Origin of the sequence: Methylobacterium sp. WL119 (genome assembly GCF_008039875.1) — a bacterium.
Classification (GTDB): Bacteria; Pseudomonadota; Alphaproteobacteria; order Rhizobiales; family Beijerinckiaceae; genus Methylobacterium.
Genome location: NZ_VRUU01000042.1, coordinates 1 through 21,257 on the forward strand (window position 1 = coordinate 1; position 21,257 = coordinate 21,257).

Here is a 21,257-nt window from a genome sequence, read left to right on the forward strand (position 1 = left end):
GGGCTTCGGGGCGCCGGGCGCCACCGGGCGGACGGGGGCGGTGGTGCCGCGCACGCCGACCTCGATGCGGCCGACCTCCTCGACCTCGGCCTTAAAGGTGTTCAGCACCCGGTCGAGGTAGTGCGACTCGATCCAGCTCTTCAGGAACCGGGTCGGCACGGTGAGGCGGGCGGTGCCGCCGACGACGCAATCCAGCTCCAGGCGGGCGAACCAGCTCGCGAACACGTCCTCGCCGAGCTCGGCCCGCAGGCGGCGCTTCACCCGTCCCCAGGCTGCGGCGGCCTCCGTGGACCCGTTTCCTCCGCCGCTTCCGCCGCCGCCCGACACGCTCTCGTCGACATGCATCACTGACACTCTCCTCGCACCGAGGACGGGAGACCCGCCGACGGGGCGTACGCACGCACACTGGAACACCCCGTGAACACGGGCGGGGCGCAAAAATCGGAGGGAGTCAACCCGTCCGACGACGCTACTGGTCGATTTGAAGAGCCTATCAACAATTGCCTACGGTAGTTTTAACAGTGGGACTTGCGGGGAAAGCCTTGACCGCCACTTCGGCGAGTCGAGCGGAGTCGAAGCGACGCACGATACGGCTTTGATTCGACGCATGATTCGGCTTGGTGGCGGAGATGCTGTGGGTTTGCTGGGGCGTGGTGAGGTTTTGTTAAGCTACACCCGCCCCGAAGACTCCGCAACGAAATGGATTTTTGAAAATGGGTTAACGCTTCGTCACGCGCCAAGCGCGGACAAGGCGCGAACATCGACCGCGCCCTCAGGCGCTCCCGGAGCGCGTCTCGACGGCGGTGTCGCGGGCAACGATCGGTCCGCATCGCCCAGGCTGGCGCCCGGATCTCCGCGTTGCTCGACCCCGCGACGGCGACTGAACGACGGCGTCGTGCCGGCGCGGCGCCGGTGCCCTCTCCCGTTCGGCAGGGGGACAGGGTCAAGGGGGCAGGGTGAGGGGACAGGGTGAGGGGACAGGTCCTTCCGGGCAGGTCTCACCCCGACCCCGACCCTCTCCCGGACGGGGGAGGGGGCCGTGCGGGCCTTCGAAGGCTCACCGGCTGCCATCATGCGCAAGATGCAGCAGCCCGCCTCAGGGGAGGGCGATCGCGGAGGGTACGCGCCTCGCGTCGAGCGCGCTCGCCGTCCCGAAGAATGAGGACATGGCCGCGATGGCTCGGGCACACGAAAAAGCCCGGCGCGAAGGCCGGGCTTTTTCGTATCGGGACCTGATGGCGCGTGGGCGGTGCCGACGGCGGCCGCGCTCAGGCGGCGGCGGCCAGGGCCTTCACGCGGGCGGCGAGGCGCGAAACCTTGCGAGAGGCATTGTTCTTATGAACGATGCCGCTCTGGGCGGCCCGCATGATCTCCGGCTCGGCGGCGCGGAGCGCGCTGAGGGCGTCGGACTGCACCCCCGCGGCGATGGCCTCCTCGACCTTGCGGACGAAGGTACGCATCCGGGAGCGGCGCGAGCGGTTGATCGCCGTGCGCTTGGCGATCTTGCGGGTCATTTTCTTGGCCGACACGGTGTTGGCCATGGGCATCCTCGTATCAAAGGGCGGGGACCTTCGAGCTCGGGGAGCCTCGGATCGGTCTGCGCTGGGTGTGGCGAATGGCGAAGCCGACGACGCGTGCAACCGCACGGGCCCTCGGCAGAGCCGGCTCTATAGCCACGGGACGCCGCGTCGTCAACGCGGATCGGCGCATCCGGCTTGATCGCGCCGGGCCGGCCCGGGATGATACCGGTCGATCCGGGGAGGGACCAGCGTGGTGCACAGGGTGAGCGAGGCGGATGCGGCTCGCATCGCGGCGTTCCGTCCGGCCTCCGGCATGGAGACGCCGCGCTTTGCCGGCGTGGCGAGCTTCATGCGGCTGCCCTGCCGCGATCCGCGAGGCGCCGAGGGCGTCGAGATTGGCCTCGTCGGCATCCCGTTCGACGGGGCGACCACGAACCGGCCGGGCACCCGCCTCGGCCCGCGCGGCGTGCGCGAGGCCTCGACCGGCACGCGGGCGATCAACCATGCCAGCGGGCTCGCGCCCTACGCGCTGGCGGCCTGCGCCGACCTCGGCGACGTGCCGGTGAACCCGATCGACGCCGGCGAGACCTGCCGGCGGATCGAGGCGTTCATGGGCGGACTCAGAGCGGCCGGCATCGTGCCGCTCGGCGTCGGCGGCGACCACCTGATCAGCTATCCGATCCTCCGGGCGCTCGGGCGCGACCGGCCGCTCGGCCTCGTGCACATCGACGCCCACAGCGACACCGACGACGCGCAGTACGGCGGCACCCGGCTCACCCACGGAACCCCGTTCCGCCGCGCGGTGGAGGACGGCGTGCTCGATCCGCGGCGCTGCGTGCAGATCGGCATCCGCGGCAGCATGGATGCGGCGGACGAGCGCGACTGGGCCTGCGCCCGGGGCATCCGCGTCATCACCATGGAGGAGGCCGCCGGCCGCGGCATGCCGGAGGTCGCGGCCGAGGCCCGCGCCATCGCCGGCCGCGGCCCGACCTATCTCAGCTTCGACATTGACAGCCTCGACCCGGCCTATGCGCCCGGCACCGGCACGCCGGAGATCGGCGGGCTGACCACCCGCGAGGCACTGGCCCTGCTGCGCAGCCTGCGCGGCCTCGATCTCGTCGGCGCCGACCTCGTGGAGGTGGCGCCGCCCCTCGACCCGTCGGGGCTCACCGCGCTCACCGGCGGCCAGCTCGCCTTCGAGATCCTGTGCCTGCTCGCCGACGCGGTCGCCGCACGCCGGGCGGCGCGGGCGGACGCCGATCAGGCGAGCGAGAGCCGGTAGGTCGTCGCCGACGCGAAAGGCTCGCCGGGCCGCAGCACCGCCGGCGGGAAGCCGGGGTGGTTCGGGGCGTCGGGGAAGGCCTGCGTCTCGAAGCAGACCGCGTCGCCCGAGCGGTAGATCCGGCCGCTCGGGCCGATCAGCGTCCCGTCGAGGTTGTTGCCGGTGTAGAGCTGCAGGCCCGGCAGCGTCGTCGCCACGTCGAGGCGGCGCCCGCTCCCCGGCTCGATGCAGGTCGCCGCCGGCCGCAGCCGTCCGTCCGCATCGCGAAGGACGAAGCAGTGGTCGTAGCCCTTGGCGAACGCGAGCTGCGGATTGCCGTCGCGGATGCGCCGGCCGAGCGCCATGCCGGTGCGGAAGTCGAACGCCGTGCCGGCCACCGGCCGCAGCGTGCCGGTGGGCACCTGCGTCGCGTCGGTCTCCAGCACCGCGTCGGCCGGGATCGTGACGACGTGACCCATGACGTCGCCGGCGCCTTCGCCCGCCAGGTTGAAGTAGCCGTGGTTCGTCAGGTTGAGCACGGTCGGGCGATCGGTATGCGCGCGGTAGTCGATCCGCAGCGTCCCGTCCTCGGGCAGGCCGTAGGTCACCGCGACGTCGAGGTTGCCCGGAAATCCCTCCTCGCCGTCGGGCGAGCGGCGCGCGAGCGTCAGGTGCGCGTCATCGACCGACTCGACGCGCCACATCCGCCGGTCGAAGCCGCGCGGCCCGCCATGCATCGCGTTCGGCGGCTCGTTGATCGGCAGGGCGTAGGCGTGGCCGTCGACCGTGAAGCGCCCCTTGGCGATGCGGTTGGCGAAGCGCCCGATCAGGCCGCCGAAATGCGGGCTTTTGGTCTCGTAGCCCGCCACCGTATCGAGGCCGAGCACGACGCTGCCGACGCGCCCCCCGCGATCCGGCGTCTCGATCGCGGTGACGATCCCGCCGTAATCGAGCACCTGCACGCGCAGCGGCCCGCGCACCAGGGTGAAGCGCGTCACCGTCTCCCCGTCCGCCGTCCGTCCGAAGGTCTCGCCCGTCATCGCCCGTTCCCGTCCCGTGACGCGGGGATTACGCGCGAGACCCGATTCGGCTCACGACACCGGCGCCGGTGCCGGGTCGTCCGAAAGCTGCATCCGGTGCAGGCGGGCATAGGCGCCGCCCTGGGCGATCAGGGCTTCGTGCCGCCCGGTCTCGACGACGCGGCCGGCCTCCATCACCACGATCAGGTCGGCCTCGCGCACGGTCGAGAGCCGGTGGGCGATGACCAGGGTGGTGCGGCCCTTCATCAGCCGGGTCAGCGCGTCCTGCACCAGGCGCTCGGATTCCGAGTCGAGGGCCGAGGTCGCCTCGTCGAGGAGCAGGATCGGCGCGTCCTTGAGGAAGGCGCGGGCGAGCGAGATGCGCTGGCGCTCGCCGCCCGAGAGCCGCCCGCCGGCGGGCCCGACGCGGAAGTCGTAGCCCTCGGGCAGCCGCGCGACGAAGCCGTGGGCGGCGGCGGCCTCCGCGGCGGCGACGATTTCGGGCATCGTGGCGCCGGGCCGGCCGAAGCCGATATTGGCGGCGATGGTGTCGTCGAACAGCACCACCTCCTGCGACACCACCGCGACGGCCGCGCGCAGCGACGCCAGCGTCACCCCGCGCACGTCCTGCCCGTCGATGGCCACCGTTCCGGCGGTGGCGTCGTAGAGGCGGGGCACGAGGTTCAGCAGCGAGGACTTGCCCGAGCCCGAGCGGCCGACCAGCGCCGTGGTCGAGCCGGCCGGCACGACGAGGTCGATGCCCTCCAGCGCCGGCGCGTCCGGCCGGTAGCGGAAGTGCAGGTTCCGGTAGGCGATCTCGCCCGGTCCCCGCCTCAGCGCGACGGCGGCGGGCGCCTCCCGGATCGTCGGCGCCTCGTCCATCAGCGCGAAGTAGCGGGTCAGCGCGGCGGCCGCCTCCTGCAGGATCGCGTTGAGGGTGCCGAGCGCGCGGGCCGGCTGGGCGGCGAGCAGGAGCGCGGCGACGTAGCCGGTGAAGTCGCCCACCGTGCGCTCGCCCGCCATCACCCGCTGGCCGACCAGCATCAGCACCGCCGCCACGGCGAACCCGCCGCCGACCTCGAGCAGCGGGTCGAGGCGCCCGCGGGCGTTGGCGGCCTTCATCTTCAGGCGCCGGACCGAGTCGAGCGCGTCGGCCGCGCGGCCCTTGAGGTAGCCCTCCATCGCGTAGGTTTTTGCGATGCGCACCCCCTGGAGGCTCTCGGAAATCAGGCTGGCGGTGGCACCCATCTGCTCCTGGGTGGTGGTGGAGACGCGCCTGAGCTTCTTGCCGATCCGCCCGATCGGCCCGGCGACGAAGGGCACGGTGACCGCGGCCACCAGCGTCAGCACCGGATCCATCCAGATCAGCGCCGCGACGAGGCCGACGAGCATGGCGACGTCGCGCAGCAGCACGGTCGAGATCCGGGTCAGCGCCTCCTTGATGAAGGCGAAGTCGGTGGTGAAGCGCTGTGTGAAGGCGGCCGGGCTCTCGCGCCCGAGCTGCGCCAGGTCGGCGTCGATCAGGTGCCCGTAGAGCGCGGCCTGCATGTCGGCCTCGACCCGGGTCACGACACGGTTGGTCAGCACCGTCTGGCCGAACAGCGCGAAACCGCGCACCGAGGTGACGACGATGACGATCAGCGGGCCGTAGGCCAGCGCGCCGGCATCCTTGCGGTCGAAGGCGTCGAAAGCGCCCTTGATCAGCGCCGGGTACAGGCCGGTCGAGGCGCCGACCAGGGCGATGAGCACCAGCACCACGGCCAGCGTGCCCCGGTGCGGCGACAGCCACTCGCGCCAGAGCCGGCGGAGCAGGGGGATCGTGTCGCCCTTCAGGCGCGCCATCGCGGGTTCCGAGATCGTCCGGGCGAAGGGCGCCGGCCCACCGTCGCCCGAGGCGGCGGTGGCGCGGGTGTGCCGCCCCGGCCGCCGCGGATCAAGCGCCGCCTGCGTCAGCGCCCGTCGCGGGGGCCTTGCTCGTCCTCGCCACGGCCGCCGTGGCGGTGCCGATGCCCGCCCATCGGCCCGGCCAGGATCATCGCCCGGCGCTTCTGGTCGGGGTCGAGGGTGGCGTAGAGCGGCCCCGAGGCGTCGGCGAGCTTGCCCAAAGCCGCGCCGCGGGCGGTGGCGGCATCCGCCATGGCGCGCAACGCCGCCGGCGCGTCCTCGTCCATGCGCTTGCGATCGCGCATCGCGGCCATGCGCTCGCGGCGCTGGCGGGCGAGGTCGCGCATCGCCGTCTCGACCGGCGGCCACAGCTTCTCCTGGTCGGCGTTGAGGCGCAGGCCCGCATGGAGCGCCGCGATGCGGGCGTCGGCGAAGGCCGCGCGATCCTCGGGGGAGAGCCGGCTCCAATGGCCGCCCCAGCGGCGGGGCGGGCCGTCCTCGCCGTCGCGCGCCGCGACCGCGCCGGCCAGGGCAAGGCCGGCGAGGCCGGCGACGAGGGCACCCTTGATCACACGTCCGACCATCTCGGTCTCCCTTCCTTCCGCGGCGAGCCCGGATCGGGTGCCGCCGGATCCGCAGCGCGGCCGAGCCGACCGGTTGGCCCGCTGCCGCACCGATCACACCGCATCCGTGTTTCGGCGGTATGTCGCCGCGCGCGGCTTGGCGATGTAACACTATTACACTATCAGCACGCCGGACGGCTGCGAGGAGTGCTCGACGATGGCGACCCGGACCACGACGCGACTCGGCCTCCTCCGAGCGACGGCCCTGGCGCTGTGCCTGCACGCCGCATCGCTTCCGGCCTTCGCGGCGGACCGCGTGCGGGCGGTGGCGACCTTCTCGATCCTCGGCGACCTCGTGCGGCAGGTCGGCGGCGACGCCGTCGCGGTGACCACCCTCGTCGGGCCCGATGCGGATGCCCACGGCTACAGCCCGGCGCCCGGCGATTCGCGGACGCTGGCCGCCGCCGACATCGTGTTCGTCAACGGCCTGGGCTTCGAGGGCTGGCTCGACCGGCTGATCCGCGCCTCCGGCTCGAATGCGCCCGTCGTCGTCGCCTCGGCCGGGGTCGCGACGATTCCCGGCCGGCACGACCATCACCAGGGCGGCGCGGGCGGCCACGACCCGGCGTCGAGCCCCGACCCGCATGCCTGGCAGAGCATCCCGAACGCCAAGGTCTACGTCGCCAACATCCGCGATGGCCTCGCGAGGGTCGATCCAGGCCATGCCGCCGACTACGCCCGCAACGCCGAGGCGTATCTGGCCCGGCTCGACGCGGTCGACGCCGAGATCCGCGCGACGCTCGCCAGGATTCCCCCCGAGCACCGCAAGGTCATCACCACGCACGACGCCTTCGGCTACTTCAGCGCCGCCTACGGCCTGACCTTCCTGGCGCCGCAGGGGGTCTCGACCGACAGCGAGGCGAGCCCGCAGGACGTCGCCCGGATCATCCGGCAGGTCCGCCAGGACAAGGTGCCGGCGGTGTTCATCGAGACCATCGCCGACCCGCGCCTGATGCAGCAGGTCTCGCGCGAGAGCGGCGCGCGGATCGGCGACAAGGTCTATTCCGACGCGCTGTCCGGGGCGGCCGGCCCGGCATCGACCTATCTCGACATGATGCGGAGCAACCTGCGCGCGTTCGGCGCGGCGCTGGGGCCGTCGTGACGCTCAGAGCAGGCCGAGCTGACCGCCGCCGTCACCGGAGTTGCGGCGCTTCGGGCCGCGCCCGACCAGCACGCCGGCGCCCGACACCATCGCCTTGAAGGCGGCGACGTCGGCATAGGCCTGGACCTGGGTCCGGAACCGGACGGGCGAGCACACCACCGGTCCGTTGCGGTCGTCGACCAGCGTCCACAGCCAAAGGCCGCTCGGATCCTCGGTGATATCGAACCGCATCGACGCTGCCCCCCGGCAGGTGCTGGATGCTTCTTCGATACATCGGAAAAAAGCTCGGCGGGTAAACGGCTTAGGGCGTTCAAGGCTTTGCCGGCAACGAACCGTCGAATCGGCCCGATCGTCCCCGCTTTCATCGGTTTCCACAGGAACGGCGGCCGGCGCCAAGCCGCGTCGTCCCGCGACCCGTCTCGTCGTGCAGTCTAGTCGTGCGCTCGCCGCGTCAGCCAAAACGCCCAGAGGCCGAGCATCAATCCGCAAATCGGAAAGGCGAACATCAACAGAACGTGCGGATCGCTCATCGGAGGGTCCTGAGAATTCTGCGTCCGAGCCAATGTAGGGCCGCACTCGTCATCGCGCAAAGAAGAAGGTTGGCGCCCAGGAGCGCAGCTCCGAAGTCGATGCCGGCGAGCCGCCCGGAGAAGACAGGGGCAAGGCCGCCCACGGCCAGGATCGCGATGGCGACGCCGTTCACGTAGGTCGCGGTGAGCTTGGCGCTCTCGTTGGCGACGAGCTTGGCACGATCGCCCGCGTCTTGCGGAGCCTTGGATTCAGAGACCATCAGGCAGCATGCCGGGCGACCCGGCACGGGGAAACGGTCGGCCGACGCCGCGGCACCCGTCACCTCCAGCAATGACAGATCGTAAACCGATGGTTAAGACGCCCGCTCTAGCTTGATCGTGAGAGTGACCGGCGCCGATCTCCGCGCACCGGCCTTCAGGGGAACCGCGTGCGTTGGGGGGCTGATCGCTGGCGCTTGTATCGGCTGGTCGGACGCGAGGTCGCCCGGACCGCACGCGCCGCCTCGGCCCGCTTCACCGCGCCGCCGGACATCCTCGCCCGCGTCCGCGTCACCGGCCTCGTGATCGCGCCGCACGACCTGCGCACCTCCGACGCCACCTTCGCCGACGACATCTATGCCGGGCTCTTCGTCTTCGCCGGGCGCTCGCTCGCGGTGAGCGGCAGCTCGCCGTTCGACTACACGCCGCCCTCGCCGGAATGGGCCGACGTGCTCTACGGCTTCGGCTGGCTCAGGCACCTGCGCGCCGCCGACACCGCGCTCGCCCGCGCCAACGCCCGCGCCTTCGTGGCCGATTTCGTGGCCGGGCGCGGCGACCCGACGCTGGCGCGCCAGACGCCGGTGGCCGCCCGCCGTCTGATCTCGTTCCTGAGCCAGTCGCCGCTGGTGCTGGAAGGGGCCGACCACAACTTCTACCAGACCTTCCTCAGGGCGCTGGCCCGCGGGGCGCAGCAGCTCGAGCGCGACCTGCGGCGCGGGGTGCCGCCGCAATGGCGGCTGAACGCGGCCGTCGCGCTCTGCTTCGCCGGGCTGTGCTGCGAGGGCATCCAGCCGATCCTGCGGCGCGCCACCCGCGTGCTGTCGCGCGAGCTCGACCGCCAGATCATGCCGGACGGCGGCCACCGCTCGCGCGATCCGCGCTTCGCGATGGAGCTGCTCCTCGACCTGCTGCCCCTGCGCCAGAGCTATCTCAGCCGCAGCGTCGAGCCGCCCGAGGCCCTGCTGCGCGCCATCGACCGGATGCTGCCGCTGCTGCGCCTGCTGCGCCACGCCGACGCCTCGCTGAGCCATTTCAACGGCATGGGCGCGACGGCCGCCGACCACCTCGCGACGCTGCTGATCTACGACGGCGCCCTGGCGCAGCCGATGATGCACGCGCCGAATTCCGGCTACGAGCGGCTGGAAGGCGGCCGCATCGTCGTCATCGCCGATGTCGGCGCCCCGCCGCCGCTGCCGTACTCGCTTAATGCCGGGGCCGGCTGCCTGTCGTTCGAGATGTCGAGCGGGCCGCAGCGGATCGTGATCAATTGCGGCCTGCCCGCAAGCGGCCCGGAGCTGCGCCGGCTCGCCCGCACCACGGCCGCCCACTCCACCGCTTGCGTCGCCGACGCATCGTCCTGCCGCTTCCTCGGGTCCGGCGGGTGGTGGGGCGAGCGCGTCGCGGCGCGGTGGCTCGAACGCCGCGTCGGCCCCGTGGTTTTGCGCGGGCCGGCGGCGGTGAAGGCCGAGCGCAGCGACGAGGGCGCCTCCACCGTGCTCGCCGCCCGGCACGACGGCTACGCCCGCGACCACGGCATCGTCCACGAGCGACGCTGGCAGCTCGCCGGCGCCGAGGGGCGGCTCGACGGGCAGGACGCGTTCCTGCGCTCGTCCGCTACGAAGGGCCGGCCGCGGACGCAGGACGTGGCGATCCGCTTCCACCTGCACCCGGCGATCGCGGTGCGTCTTCAGGAGGACGGGCTCGAGCTGTCCTCGCCGCTCGGCGAGGTCTGGACCTTCCACGCCACCGGCGCCGAGATCCGGCTGGAGGAGAGCGTCTACTTCGCCGGCCTCACCGGCGCGCGCCGCACCGACCAGATCGTGCTGCACGTGGCCGTCCACGACGACGTGCGCGTCGACTGGACGTTCCAGCGCCTCGCCTCGGCCCCCGGACGCACGCCGAGCGCGGCGGCCTGACCGGCCTTCTGGCCCGGCGGCGGCCATTCGTGCTACCGCGCCCGGAACACCCTCGAAACGACAAGACCCACGATGTCGCATGATCAGGTGCGGGTTGCCCGCGCGCTCCTTTCCGTCTCCGACAAGGCGGGGCTCGTCGACTTCGCCCGCGCCCTGAGCGCGCGCGGCATCGCCCTGGTCTCCACCGGCGGAACCCACAAGGCGCTGACCGAGGCCGGAATGCCGGTCACCGAGGTCGCCGAGCTCACCGGCTTCCCCGAGATGATGGACGGCCGGGTGAAGACGCTTCATCCGGCGGTGCATGGCGGGTTGCTCGCCATCCGCGACAACCCCGAGCACCAGGCCGCGCTCGCCGCCCACGGCATCGGCGCGATCGACCTGCTGGTGGTCAACCTCTACCCGTTCGAGGCGACGATCGCGGCCGGACGCGACTACGACGACTGCGTCGAGAACATCGACATCGGCGGGCCGGCGATGATCCGCGCGGCGGCCAAGAACCATGCCGACGTCGCGGTGGTGACGGACGTCTCCGACTACGGCGCGGTTCTGGAGGCGCTGGCGCAGGGCGGCGGCACGCTCACCCGGCCCTTCTGCCGGCAGCTCGCCCAGAAGGCCTATGCCCGCACCGCGGCCTACGATGCGGCGATCGCCAACTGGATGTCCGCCCACGTGGAGGCCGCCGGCACGGCACCGTTCCGCAGCTTCGGCGGCCAGCTCGCGCAGGGCCTGCGCTACGGCGAGAACCCGCACCAGGCGGCCGCCTTCTACCGCGCGCCGGGGATCGCGCGGGCCGGGATCGCCACTGCACGGCAGGTGCAGGGCAAGGACCTGTCCTACAACAACCTCAACGACACCGACGCGGCCTACGAGTGCGTCGCCGAGTTCGATCCGGCCCGCGCGGCGGCGGTGGCGATCATCAAGCACGCCAATCCCTGCGGCGTCGCCGAGGGCGCGAGCCTGACCAAGGCCTATGCCCGTGCGCTCGCCTGCGACCCGACCTCGGCCTTCGGCGGCATCGTCGCCCTCAACAGGCCCCTCGACGCGGATGCCGCCCGCGAGATCGTCAAGATCTTCACCGAGGTCATCATCGCTCCCGAGGCGTCGGAGGAGGCGATCGCGATCGTCGCCGCCAAGAAGAACCTGCGCCTGCTGCTCGCCGGCGGCCTGCCCGACCCGCGGGCCGCGGGCGAGACCGTGCGCACGCTCGCCGGAGGCCTGCTGGTGCAGGGCCGCGACGCCATGGTCGTCGACGACATGGCGCTGAATGTGGTCACGCGGCGGGCGCCGACGGAAGCCGAGCTCGCCGACCTGCGCTTCGCCTACCGGGTCGCCAAGCACGTGAAGTCGAACGCCATCGTCTACGCCAAGGCCGGGGCCACCGTCGGCATCGGCGCCGGGCAGATGTCGCGGGTCGATTCTTCACGGATCGCCGCCTGGAAGGCCGCCGAGGGTGCCCAGCGCCTCGGCCTCCCGGACAGCCTCGCGGTCGGCGCGGTGGTGGCCTCCGACGCGTTCTTCCCCTTCGCCGACGGTCTGATGGCGGCGGCCGAGGCCGGCGCCACCGCCGTGATCCAGCCCGGCGGCTCGATGCGGGACGACGACGTGATCCGCGCCGCCGACGCGGCCGGGCTGGCGATGGTGTTCACGGGGGTGCGCCACTTCCGGCACTGAGCGGCGTCGCAGCCCCCCCGAAAAAGAGAAGGCCCCGCCGACCGGCGGGGCCTTCTCGTTGTCGTGCCGATCCGTGCGTGGTGACGATCTCGTCGCTCAGCGGCGCGGGGCCGGGGCGTCCGCGTCGGCGTCGGCGTAGATGTCGCGGTCCTTGGTCTCGGGCACCAGGAACAGGCCGATGATCACCGTCGCGACGGCGATGACGATCGGATACCAGAGGCCGTAATAGATATCGCCGGTCTGGGCGACCATCGCGAAGGCGGTGGCCGGGAGCAGGCCGCCGAACCAGCCGTTGCCGATGTGGTAGGGCAGGGACATCGAGGTGTAGCGGATCCGGGTCGGGAACAGCTCGACCAGCATCGCCGCGATCGGCCCGTAGACCATCGTCACGAACAGGACGAGGACGAACAGCAGCCCGATCACGCTCGCCACCTGCGGCCGGAAGATGTCGAACGGATTCGACATCTTCACGATGCCGGCGTCGTTCGCCTTCGGGTAGCCCGCCGCCTGCAGGGCCGCGGTGGCGGCCTTGTTGAAGTCCGCGGCCGGGCTGCCGGCGGGGAACGGCACGGCGGTGTCGTTGACCTTGACCACGGTCGGCTGGCCGGCGGGGCCGGCTTCGGTGGCGTACTTCACCGACGACTTCGAGAGGAAGTCGCGGGCGAGGTCGCACGGCGCCGAGAACACGCGGGTGCCCACCGGGTTGAACAGGTTCCCACACTCCTTTGGGTCGGCCACCACCGTGACCTTCACCTGGTCAATCGCCCGCTCGAGCGCCGGGTTCGCCACCGAGGTGAGCCCGTGGAACAGCGGAAAGAAGCTCGCGGCGGCGATCGCGCAGCCGGCCAGGATGATTGGCTTGCGGCCGATCTTGTCCGAGAGCCATCCGAAGAACACGAAGAAGCCGGTCCCGAGCAGGAGCGACCAGGCGATCAGCAGGTTCGCGGTGTAGCCGTCCACCTTCAGGATCGATTGCAGGAAGAACAGCGCGTAGAACTGGCCCGTGTACCAGACCACGCCCTGGCCCGCGACGAGGCCGAACAGGGCGATGAGCGCGATTCTGGCGTTCTTCCACTGGCCGAAGGCCTCCGTCAGCGGCGCCTTGGAGGTGGTGCCTTCCTCCTTCATCTTCTTGAAGGCCGGCGACTCGGAGAGCTGCAGGCGGATCCAGACCGAGATGCCGAGCAGCAGCACCGAGACCAGGAACGGGATGCGCCAGCCCCAAGCCTTGAACGCCTCCTCGCCGGTGAACGAGCGGGTCGCCAGGATCACCAGCAGCGACAGGAACAGGCCGAGCGTCGCGGTGGTCTGGATCCAGCTCGTGTAGAAGCCGCGCCGTCCGTTCGGGGCGTGTTCGGCGACGTAGGTCGCGGCACCGCCGTACTCGCCGCCGAGCGCGAGGCCCTGCGCGAGGCGCAGCACGATCAGGATGATCGGCGCCGCGATGCCGATGGTCTCGGCGTTGGGCAGGATGCCGACGATGAAGGTCGACAGGCCCATGATCAGGATGGTGACGAGGAAGGTGTACTTGCGGCCGACGAGGTCGCCGACGCGGCCGAACACCAGGGCGCCGAACGGGCGGACGATGAAGCCGGCGGCGAAGGCGAGCAACGCGAAGATGTCGCGCGTGGCCGGCGGGTAGGCCGAGAAGAACTGCGCCCCGATGATCGCGGCGAGCGAGCCGTAGAGGTAGAAGTCGTACCACTCGAACACGGTGCCGAGGGACGACGCGAAGATCACGCGCTTCTCGGCCGAGGTCATCGGCCGTGCCGCGTCTCCCGGCCGTGGGACTGCGGTTGCAGCAACCATCTTGAAATTCCTCCCGATCCGTCGTGTCCCGGTGCTCCTTTCGCGGAACCGGGCTTGGGACGACGCGCTCGCGTCGTCCGGCCGTTCGGCAAGAACCGAACACGCGATTGTTACCCGAGGCCTCGATTCTGCCAACAGGTCGGACGGGCGGAACGGAAGGAATGCAGACGTTGTAACAGGTTTGCTTCGGCTCGTGCGCGAAGCAGGCCTGTCGCGGAGCCGTGCCGCGACGAAGAAGGGGCGCGGCGGATGCCGCGCCCCCTCGAAAGGCGTCGCCGGTGTGGCGGGCGTCAGTGCGCGTGGGCGCCCTCCGCACCGATGCCGGTCTCCGAGCGCACGAACTGCGCTTCGAAGGCGGCGCGCTCGCGCTCGGCCCGCCGCGACTTGTCGAGCGTCGAGACGATCCAGATCGTCGCGAACGCCAGCGGCATCGAGAACAGCGCCGGGTTGTCGTAGGGGAAGATCGCCGCCGCGTGGCCGAGCGTCGCGACCCACACGGCCTTCGAGAGCACCACCATCGTCACCGCCGAGATCAGCCCGACGAGGCCACCGAGCAACGCGCCCCAGGTCGTGGTGCCGCGCCACAGGATCGACATGGCCAGGACCGGGAAGTTGCAGCTCGCCGCGACCGAGAAGGCGAGGCCGACCATGAACGCCACGTTCTGGTTCTCGAACACGTAGCCGAGGTAGATCGCCACGATGCCGATCACCACCGCCGCGATCTTCGAGAGGTTGACCTCGTGCTTCTCGGTGGTGCGCCCGCGTGCGATCACCTGGGCGTAGAGGTCGTGGCTGACGGCGGACGCACCGGCCAGCGTCAACCCGGCGACGACCGCGAGGATGGTCGCGAACGCCACCGCCGAGATGAAGCCGAGGAAGTACGGCCCGCCGACCGCGTTGGCGAGGTTGACGGCGACCATGTTGGTCCCGCCGAGCATGTCCTTCAGCTTGTCGAACGCGCCGGCCGGCCCGAGCTTGAAGTAGGACGGATCCGACATCAGCAGGGCGATGCCGCCGAAGCCGATGATGAAGGTGAGGATGTAGAAGTAGCCGATCAGGCCGGTGGCGTAGAACACCGACTTGCGGGCGGCCTGGGCGTCCGAGACGGTGAAGAAGCGCATCAGGATGTGCGGCAGGCCGGCGGTGCCGAACATCAGGCCGACGCCGAGCGAGATCGCCTCGACCGGGTTCGACACGAGGCCGCCGGGCGCCATGATCGCGTCGCCCTTCGGATGCGTGGCGACGGCCGAGGCGAACAGCGCCTCCGGGTTGAAGCCGTACTTGAGCAGCACGGCCCCGGCCATGAAGGTGGCGCCGCCGAGCAGCAGGCAGGCCTTGATCACCTGCACCCAGGTGGTGGCCTTCATGCCGCCGAAGGCGACGTAGACGATCATCAGCACGCCGACGATCACCACCGCGTAGAGGTAGGGCAGGCCGAACAGCAGCTGGATCAGCTTCCCCGCGCCGACCATCTGGGCGATCAGGTAAAACGCCACCACGACCAGCGTTCCGGTCGCCGAGATGATGCGGATCGAGGTCTGGTCGAGGCGGAAGCTCGCCACGTCGGCGAAGGTGAACTTGCCGAGGTTGCGCAGGCGCTCGGCGATCAGGAACAGCACGATCGGCCAGCCGACGAGGAAGCCGGTGGAGTAGATCAGCCCATCGAAGCCCGAGGTGTAGACGAGGCCGGAGATCCCGAGGAACGAGGCCGCCGACATGTAGTCGCCGGCGATCGCCAGCGAGTTCGTGCCGGCCGAGATGCCGCCGCCGGCGGCGTAGAAGTCGGCCGCGGACTTGGTGCCCTTGGCCGCCTTGTAGGTGATGCCCAGCGTGAACAGCACGAAGAACAGGAACATGCCGATGGCCGGCCAGTTCGTCGCCTGCTGCTGCACGGCGCCCATGTCGGGGCCGGCCGCGAGCGCGGGGCCGGCCAGCAGGGCGGCTCCCAGGAATGACAGGGTGCGGATCATCGTCCGAGGCTCCGCTTGAGTTCGGCGGCCAGGGCGTCGTAGCGGGTGTTGGCGCGCATGACGTAGAGGCCGGTGAGGAGGAAGGCGAAGAGGATCACGACGACCCCCATGAGAAGGCCGACCGACGCGGTGCCGCTGCCGAGCTTCACCGCGAGCAGGCTCTTGTCGAAGGCGATCAGGCCGATGAAGCCGAAATAGACGAGCAGCATCAGGCCGGTGAGGATCCAGCCGAAGCTCGTGCGCTCCTGGACGAGCTGGCGGAAGATCGGGCTCTTCGCGACTTCGTCGTAGGCGGGTCCGGACGCGGTGCTGCCGGGCCGCGGCACCGCTGGGGCGGGGCGGCCGTCGAGGCCGCTTGTGGTGATGGACATGTGTGCTCCCTCCGATGAAGGGGTACCCGCGATCGGGCCCGCCTTCCGGTCGACGTGACTGCATTTTTTGCATGTTGGAGGCGGACGCCCTGGGGCATCCGCCTCGGTGAGCGGGTCGAGGCCCGCCCGTCGTCGCAGACCGGCCCTAGACGGCGCGGTTCTGTCGATTCTCGATCAGGTCGTCGACCACCGCGGGCTCGGCGAGCGTCGAGGTGTCGCCGAGCGATGAGAAGTCGTCCTCCGCGATCTTGCGCAGGATGCGGCGCATGATCTTGCCCGAGCGGGTCTTGGGCAGGCCGGGAGCGAACTGGATCAGGTCCGGCGAGGCGATCGGCCCGATGTCCTTGCGGACCCAGGTGACGAGCTCCTTGCGCAGCGCGTCGTCGCCCTCCTCGCCCTCGTTGAGGGTGACGTAGGCGTAGATGCCCTGGCCCTTGAGGTTGTGCGGGTAGCCGACGACCGCCGCCTCGGCGACCTTCGCATGGGCGACCAGCGAGGACTCGACCTCGGCGGTGCCCATGCGGTGACCCGAGACGTTGATCACGTCGTCGACCCGGCCGGTGATCCAGTAATAGCCGTCCGCGTCGCGGCGGGCGCCGTCGCCGGTGAAGTACTTGCCCGGATAGGTCGAGAAGTAGGTCTGCTCGAAGCGCTCGTGGTCGCCGTAGACGGTGCGCATCTGGCCGGGCCAGGATTCGGTGATGCAGAGGTTGCCCTCGCACGGCCCGTCCAAAACCTTGCCCTCGGCATCGACCATCGCCGGCTGCACGCCGAAGAACGGGCGCGTGGCCGAGCCGGGCTTCAGCCGGGTCGCGCCGGGCAGCGGGGTGATCAGGATGCCGCCGGTCTCGGTCTGCCACCAGGTGTCGACGATGGCGCAGCGCGAGTCGCCGACGACCTTGTAGTACCAGTCCCAGGCCTCCGGGTTGATCGGCTCGCCGACCGACCCGAGCACGCGCAGGCTGGCCCGCGAGGTCTTCTTCACCGGCCCTTCGCCGCCGCCCATCAGCGAGCGGATCGCGGTCGGGGCGGTGTAGAAGATGTTGACCTTGTGCTTGTCGACCACGTCCCAGAACCGGGAATTCGACGGGTAGGTCGGAATGCCCTCGAACATCAGCGTCGTCGCGCCGTTGGCGAGCGGCCCGTAGACGATGTAGCTGTGGCCGGTGACCCAGCCGACGTCGGCGGTGCACCAGTACACCTCGCCCTCGCGGTAATCGAAGACGTACTGGTGCGTCATCGACGCGTAGACGAGGTAGCCGCCGGTGGTGTGGACCACGCCCTTGGGCTGGCCGGTCGAGCCCGAGGTATAGAGGATGAAGAGCGGGTGCTCGGCCTCCACGGCCTCGGCCGGGCACTCGTCGGTCACCTGCTCGGCGGCCTCGTGGTAGTACACGTCGCGGCCCGGCTCCATCGCCACGTCGCTGCCGGTGCGGCGCACCACGACGACGTGGTCGACGACGTCCTTGCCGAGGCGCGCGATCGCCGCGTCGACGTTCGCCTTCAGCGGCACCTTGCGCCCGCCGCGCAGGCCCTCGTCCGCGGTGATCACGATCTTCGAGGCGCAGCCCTCGATGCGCGAGGCCAGCGAATCGGGCGAGAAGCCGCCGAAGACGATGGAGTGCACGGCGCCGAGGCGCGCGCAGGCCAGCATGGCGTAGGCGGCCTCGGGGATCATCGGCATGTAGATCGTGACGCGATCACCCTTCTCGACCCCGCGGTTGCGCAGCACGTTCGCCATCCGGCAGACCTGCGCATGCAGCTCGCGGTAGGTGATGTGCTTCGACTCGTTCGGGTCGTCGCCTTCCCAGATGATCGCGGTCTGGTCGCCGCGGGTCTCGAGGTGCCGATCGACGCAATTGTAGGCGACGTTGGTCTTGCCGCCCTCGAACCACTTGATCGAGACCTGGCCCGGCTCAAAGCTGGCGTTCTTGACCTTGGAGAACGGCGTCATCCAGTCGATGCGCTTGCCGTGCTCGCCCCAGAACGCGTTCGGGTCGGCAACCGAGGCGGCGTACATCTCGCGATACTTGGCGTCGTCCACATGGGCGCCCTCGCGCCATGTGTCCCGAACCTCGACGACCTTCCCGTCCATCTCGCGTCTCCCTGATTGGTGCCCGATCGTATCGCAGTTGTCCGCGCAGCCGGGGCTTCCAAAGATTATCGTCGTCGTCGTCGTAACACCAATCGCCGCCCCCCGCCCGACCCGCATCCGGCCGGAGGCGACACAATTCCTGCTAGGGGCGCCCGGAGAGCGCTGTCAAGCCGGTTTTCCTGCCCCAAGGTCGGGGCCCGTTCGAGCCCGACCCTAAGCCCCGCCGTCGTCCCTCGGTGGGATGGTCTGCACGGCCCCGCTTGAAGAGTCTAACGGTGACGACGAATTTCGAACCGGTCCTCTGACAAAGGCCGGGGATTGTCTCGGCGTGCCACTCACCCCGTCCGAAATTCCGTTCCTGGGAGAAGAATCTCCACCAGGGTGCCGTCGTTGCCCCGGGTCGAGATGCGCAGCGAACCTTGATTGGCCTCGACCAGGGCCTTGGTCAGCGGCAATCCGAGCCCGCCGACGTGCGACTCGCTGCCGCTGCGGGGGTCGTGGCCGTCCTCGGGCTCGGCGGAGCGTGCGCCCGGGCCGGTGCCGCGCACCTTCAGCGCGATGCCGCCGCGCTCGCCCGGCGTCGTCGAGACGATCACCTGGCCGCCGGCCGCGGTCGCGCGGATCGCCTCGCCGATCACCGTCAGCGCAGCCTGCCGCAGGGAAGGCTCGTCCGCCTCCAGGGGCGCGAGATCCGGCGAGAAGCTGGTGCGCAGGACGATGCGCCCGCGCGCCGCCTCGGGCTGCAGTAGCTCGACGCAGCCGGAGACCAGCTCGTTCAGGGGCAGCGGCCGGACGGACAGCGCGAGGCCGCCGGATTCGATGGTGGCGATGTCGATCAGGTCGGAGACGAGGCCGCGCACGTGGTCGCCCGCCGCTCGGATCGCGCGCAGCGTCGTGCGGTAGCGTTCGTCAACCGGCCCGTGCGGCTCCGCGAGGATGCCGTCGGCGAGGCCGACGATCCCCTCGACCGGCGTGCGGATCTCGCGATCGAGGCGATCAAGGAAGGCCGCGCGATCGAAGTCCGGCCGCGCCCGCGCGGCATCGTCGGGCGCAGGCCGCAGCAGGGCGACGCGGGCCCCGTCCCGGCCGGACACGCGCAGCGTCAGCGGACGGCCACCGGCGGCGGCGATGCGCGTCTCGGTGCCGAGCCCCGCGATGCCGGCACGCACCGCGTCGCGCTGCGCGGCCTCGAACAGGGTGTCGAAGCCGGTGCCGACCACCTCGCGGGGATCGCATCCGAACAGGCCGGCGGCGGCCCGGTTCATCGCGACGATGCGGGAGGCCGGGTCGAGGGTGACGACGCCGTCGTCGAGGGCGTCGAGGGTCGCACGCGCGTCCGCGGCGTGGCCGTCGCGAAACGACTGGGCGAGGCGTTCGGCCGCCCGCTCGCGGGCCGGATCGGCCTCGTCGACCACGCGCAGGATCATGCAGGTCGCCGGCTCTCCTCTCCAGGTCGTCGGCCCGCGCTCGATGGCGACCGGACGGCTGCCGCCCTGCGCGGTCTCGACGATGCGCGGGCCGGCGGAGGCGCCGGCACCGGCGGCGCGGTCGGCCGGGGCAAGCCCGGGGAACAGGCGATGGAGGCCCGCGGCCTGAAGGCTCGCGAGGTCGGCGTATCCGGTGAGATCGAGGAGGCGGCGGTTGGCCGCCAGCACCGCGTCGCCGCGGTGGATCAGCATCGAAAGGGGGAGGTCGTCCAGGGGCGGAGCGACGCCGTCCGGCTGCACCGGCGTCTCGGGCTCCACGGCCCTGAGCGTCGGGAACGGCATCACCGCTCCGCTCGCGCCGCGCGCGTCCGCGGCGTCGGCCGGGTCCCGGATCTCGTCGTCGCCGGCGTAGCGGGCGCCGAGCGCGCGGGCGATCTCGCGGAAGGCCGCGTGCTCGGTCACCGACAGGGCGGCGTCGGCGCCCTCCTGCACCGCGACCGGGCTTTCGCTGGGCGGGCTCTGCTCGACGGGCGCCGGCTCGGGGTCCGGCAGGACCGCGATCGGCGCAGGGGCGGCGTCGATATCTGGCACCGGCGCCGGGCCGCGGGCACCGGACCAGGGATCGCGCGCAAATGGATCGCCGGCCCAAGGGCTGCCGAAGCGGGCGGCGGTGATCGTCGCCGGCGGCCACGCGGCCTTGCGGATGTCGGGCAGCGTGCGATCGGCTCCCTCGGAGCCCGGGCCGCCCGCCTCCGCGTCGGGCGGGGAGACGGTGTCGGGCAGCTGGGGATCGGGAACGGGGACGACCGGATCCGGACCGGCTTGCGCCGCATCGGTCGGGGGTTCCAAAGCTGCCGACGGTGCAATCACCGCGCGCACCACGCCGTACCCGCCCAATCCCGAGAACGTGTCGCCGCTGCGGCCGAGGCAGGCGCCGGACAGGTCGAGGGCGAGCGCACCGATCGGGCCGGCGTCCAGCACGGCCGGCAGCGCCCGAAACGTGCGCCGGGATCCGACCGCGGCGAGGAACGCGTCTGCATCGCGCAAGCGGCCGGCCCCGGCGAGGTCGGCCCAGCTGTGCCCGACGAGGCGCGGCGCGAGCGGCCCGAACGATGCCCCGGAGATCGTCGCGAGGCGGTCTGCTGCATCGCTCCGCCAGACGAAGCGATCGCCGGCCATGGGCACGACCGCGTCGCCCGGATCGAGCGCGATCGGCGCCGCGGCCGCGACCGGAGCGGCCGGCATGACGTGATCGTCCGGCCGATCCGTGGTCGCGGGCGGAACCGGGCGCGGGCGGAAGGCGGGGAGGGGTCCGACCGCGATCAGGAGCAGGGCGGGGGCGCCGTCGATCGTGCCGCCGGCGATCAGGCAGGCGGTCGGCGGCGCGATCCGCCGCGGATCGAGGCGCAGGCGCACCAGCCGCGGCCGCGCGGTGCCGCCGACGGCACGGATCTGGCCGGCGAGGGCCGGGTTCAGCGTCCCGGCTTCGTCCGAGACCGCGTCGCGGAACGGGCCGGCTGCGGCGGAGGCGTGCAGGATCGCCGTCGCGGCCCCGTCGAGGACGAGGTAGGCCCGCGCCGAATCAGCCAGCGTCGCGGCGAGGATGGGATCGCCCGCCCAGGCCTCCAGAGCGGCCGTGAGACCTGCACGCGTGCTGTCGCCAACGTTCAACGAAGTGTCCCCATCGGCCGCGTCCCGGCCCGTTCGGTTACGGAAATATGATTGTACCGTGCTTATTGTAGGCGGAGCGCCGAAGGGTGCTGGACCTTTCTCGCGCCCGTCACACGTTTACCTCGCATCA

Annotated in this window: 16 protein-coding genes; 4 read left to right on the forward strand and 12 right to left on the reverse strand. The window is 71.4% G+C overall.

Annotation, left to right across the window (positions count from 1 at the left end; all coding sequences use genetic code 11):
• Positions 1-345 (reverse strand): DnaA N-terminal domain-containing protein (locus FV227_RS15675; RefSeq protein ID WP_281407457.1); only part of this gene is annotated, 345 nt, incomplete at its 3' end.
• 923 nt (positions 346-1,268) lie between these two features.
• On the reverse strand, positions 1,269-1,541 hold the full coding sequence (rpsT, locus tag FV227_RS15680; RefSeq protein ID WP_147728871.1) for a 30S ribosomal protein S20: 273 nt from the start codon (positions 1,539-1,541) through the stop codon (positions 1,269-1,271).
• A 292-nt stretch (positions 1,542-1,833) separates the two neighbouring features.
• Between rpsT and speB the strand changes: the two genes are divergently transcribed.
• On the forward strand, positions 1,834-2,802 hold the full coding sequence (gene speB / locus FV227_RS15685; RefSeq protein WP_147728874.1) for an agmatinase: 969 nt from the start codon (positions 1,834-1,836) through the stop codon (positions 2,800-2,802).
• Here speB and FV227_RS15690 read toward each other — a convergent pair.
• The 3 genes from FV227_RS15690 to FV227_RS15700 form a co-directional block, all read right to left on the reverse strand.
• Entirely contained in the window at positions 2,781-3,821 is a 1,041-nt protein-coding gene (locus FV227_RS15690) for an aldose epimerase family protein (RefSeq protein WP_147859413.1), read from the reverse strand. The two genes, speB and FV227_RS15690, sit on opposite strands and share 22 nt — an antisense overlap.
• A 51-nt stretch (positions 3,822-3,872) precedes the next feature.
• Complete coding sequence (locus FV227_RS15695; protein ID WP_147859414.1) at positions 3,873-5,642, reverse strand: ABC transporter transmembrane domain-containing protein; 1,770 nt, start codon at positions 5,640-5,642, stop codon at positions 3,873-3,875.
• A gap of 107 nt (positions 5,643-5,749) precedes the next feature.
• Positions 5,750-6,268: a Spy/CpxP family protein refolding chaperone gene (locus FV227_RS15700; RefSeq protein ID WP_147859415.1), complete on the reverse strand. Its 519-nt coding sequence runs from the start codon at positions 6,266-6,268 to the stop codon at positions 5,750-5,752.
• 196 nt (positions 6,269-6,464) lie between these two features.
• On the opposite strand from FV227_RS15700, the gene FV227_RS15705 reads away from it, so the two are divergent.
• Positions 6,465-7,409, forward strand: a complete 945-nt coding sequence (locus FV227_RS15705; protein WP_147726401.1) for a metal ABC transporter substrate-binding protein — start codon at positions 6,465-6,467, stop codon at positions 7,407-7,409.
• A gap of 3 nt (positions 7,410-7,412) precedes the next feature.
• On the opposite strand, the gene FV227_RS15710 is transcribed toward FV227_RS15705, so the two are convergent.
• Together FV227_RS15710 and FV227_RS15715 are read right to left on the reverse strand one after the other, a co-directional pair.
• Complete coding sequence (locus tag FV227_RS15710) at positions 7,413-7,640, reverse strand: hypothetical protein (protein WP_147726402.1); 228 nt, start codon at positions 7,638-7,640, stop codon at positions 7,413-7,415.
• A gap of 295 nt (positions 7,641-7,935) precedes the next feature.
• On the reverse strand, positions 7,936-8,199 hold the full coding sequence (locus FV227_RS15715; protein WP_147726410.1) for an amino acid transporter protein: 264 nt from the start codon (positions 8,197-8,199) through the stop codon (positions 7,936-7,938).
• A gap of 168 nt (positions 8,200-8,367) precedes the next feature.
• Here FV227_RS15715 and FV227_RS15720 point away from each other — a divergent pair, with 168 nt between their 5' ends.
• A complete protein-coding gene (locus tag FV227_RS15720; protein WP_147859416.1) occupies positions 8,368-10,113 on the forward strand; it encodes a heparinase II/III family protein in 1,746 nt (581 codons plus the stop codon).
• Positions 10,114-10,185: 72 nt separating this feature from the next.
• Positions 10,186-11,784, forward strand: a complete 1,599-nt coding sequence (gene purH, locus FV227_RS15725) for a bifunctional phosphoribosylaminoimidazolecarboxamide formyltransferase/IMP cyclohydrolase (RefSeq protein ID WP_147726404.1) — start codon at positions 10,186-10,188, stop codon at positions 11,782-11,784.
• A 96-nt stretch (positions 11,785-11,880) separates the two neighbouring features.
• Here the strand turns inward: purH and FV227_RS15730 are convergent, their stop codons facing one another.
• From FV227_RS15730 to FV227_RS15750, 5 genes are all read right to left on the reverse strand, one after another.
• Positions 11,881-13,545: an MFS transporter gene (locus FV227_RS15730; RefSeq protein WP_246686498.1), complete on the reverse strand. Its 1,665-nt coding sequence runs from the start codon at positions 13,543-13,545 to the stop codon at positions 11,881-11,883.
• Positions 13,546-13,883: 338 nt separating this feature from the next.
• A complete protein-coding gene (locus FV227_RS15735; protein WP_147726406.1) occupies positions 13,884-15,563 on the reverse strand; it encodes a cation acetate symporter in 1,680 nt (559 codons plus the stop codon).
• Complete coding sequence (locus FV227_RS15740) at positions 15,560-15,934, reverse strand: DUF485 domain-containing protein (RefSeq protein WP_147726407.1); 375 nt, start codon at positions 15,932-15,934, stop codon at positions 15,560-15,562. The genes FV227_RS15735 and FV227_RS15740 overlap by 4 nt, the downstream gene beginning before the upstream one ends.
• A 145-nt stretch (positions 15,935-16,079) precedes the next feature.
• Positions 16,080-18,029, reverse strand: a complete 1,950-nt coding sequence (gene acs / locus FV227_RS15745; RefSeq protein ID WP_147859417.1) for an acetate--CoA ligase — start codon at positions 18,027-18,029, stop codon at positions 16,080-16,082.
• 335 nt (positions 18,030-18,364) lie between these two features.
• Entirely contained in the window at positions 18,365-21,127 is a 2,763-nt protein-coding gene (locus FV227_RS15750) for a PAS domain-containing sensor histidine kinase (protein WP_147859418.1), read from the reverse strand.
• Positions 21,128-21,257 lie beyond the last annotated feature (130 nt).

Coding starts and splice junctions, on each gene's coding strand:
- rpsT (WP_147728871.1), bottom strand. CDS start 1,541: ATGGCCAACACCGTGTCGGCCAAGAAAATGACCCGCAAGATCGCCAAG.
- speB (WP_147728874.1), top strand. CDS start 1,834: ATGGAGACGCCGCGCTTTGCCGGCGTGGCGAGCTTCATGCGGCTGCCC.
- FV227_RS15690 (WP_147859413.1), bottom strand. CDS start 3,821: ATGACGGGCGAGACCTTCGGACGGACGGCGGACGGGGAGACGGTGACG.
- FV227_RS15695 (WP_147859414.1), bottom strand. CDS start 5,642: ATGGCGCGCCTGAAGGGCGACACGATCCCCCTGCTCCGCCGGCTCTGG.
- FV227_RS15700 (WP_147859415.1), bottom strand. CDS start 6,268: ATGGTCGGACGTGTGATCAAGGGTGCCCTCGTCGCCGGCCTCGCCGGC.
- FV227_RS15705 (WP_147726401.1), top strand. CDS start 6,465: ATGGCGACCCGGACCACGACGCGACTCGGCCTCCTCCGAGCGACGGCC.
- FV227_RS15710 (WP_147726402.1), bottom strand. CDS start 7,640: ATGCGGTTCGATATCACCGAGGATCCGAGCGGCCTTTGGCTGTGGACG.
- FV227_RS15715 (WP_147726410.1), bottom strand. CDS start 8,199: ATGGTCTCTGAATCCAAGGCTCCGCAAGACGCGGGCGATCGTGCCAAG.
- purH (WP_147726404.1), top strand. CDS start 10,186: ATGTCGCATGATCAGGTGCGGGTTGCCCGCGCGCTCCTTTCCGTCTCC.
- FV227_RS15730 (WP_246686498.1), bottom strand. CDS start 13,545: ATGACCTCGGCCGAGAAGCGCGTGATCTTCGCGTCGTCCCTCGGCACC.
- FV227_RS15735 (WP_147726406.1), bottom strand. CDS start 15,563: ATGATCCGCACCCTGTCATTCCTGGGAGCCGCCCTGCTGGCCGGCCCC.
- FV227_RS15740 (WP_147726407.1), bottom strand. CDS start 15,934: ATGTCCATCACCACAAGCGGCCTCGACGGCCGCCCCGCCCCAGCGGTG.
- acs (WP_147859417.1), bottom strand. CDS start 18,029: ATGGACGGGAAGGTCGTCGAGGTTCGGGACACATGGCGCGAGGGCGCC.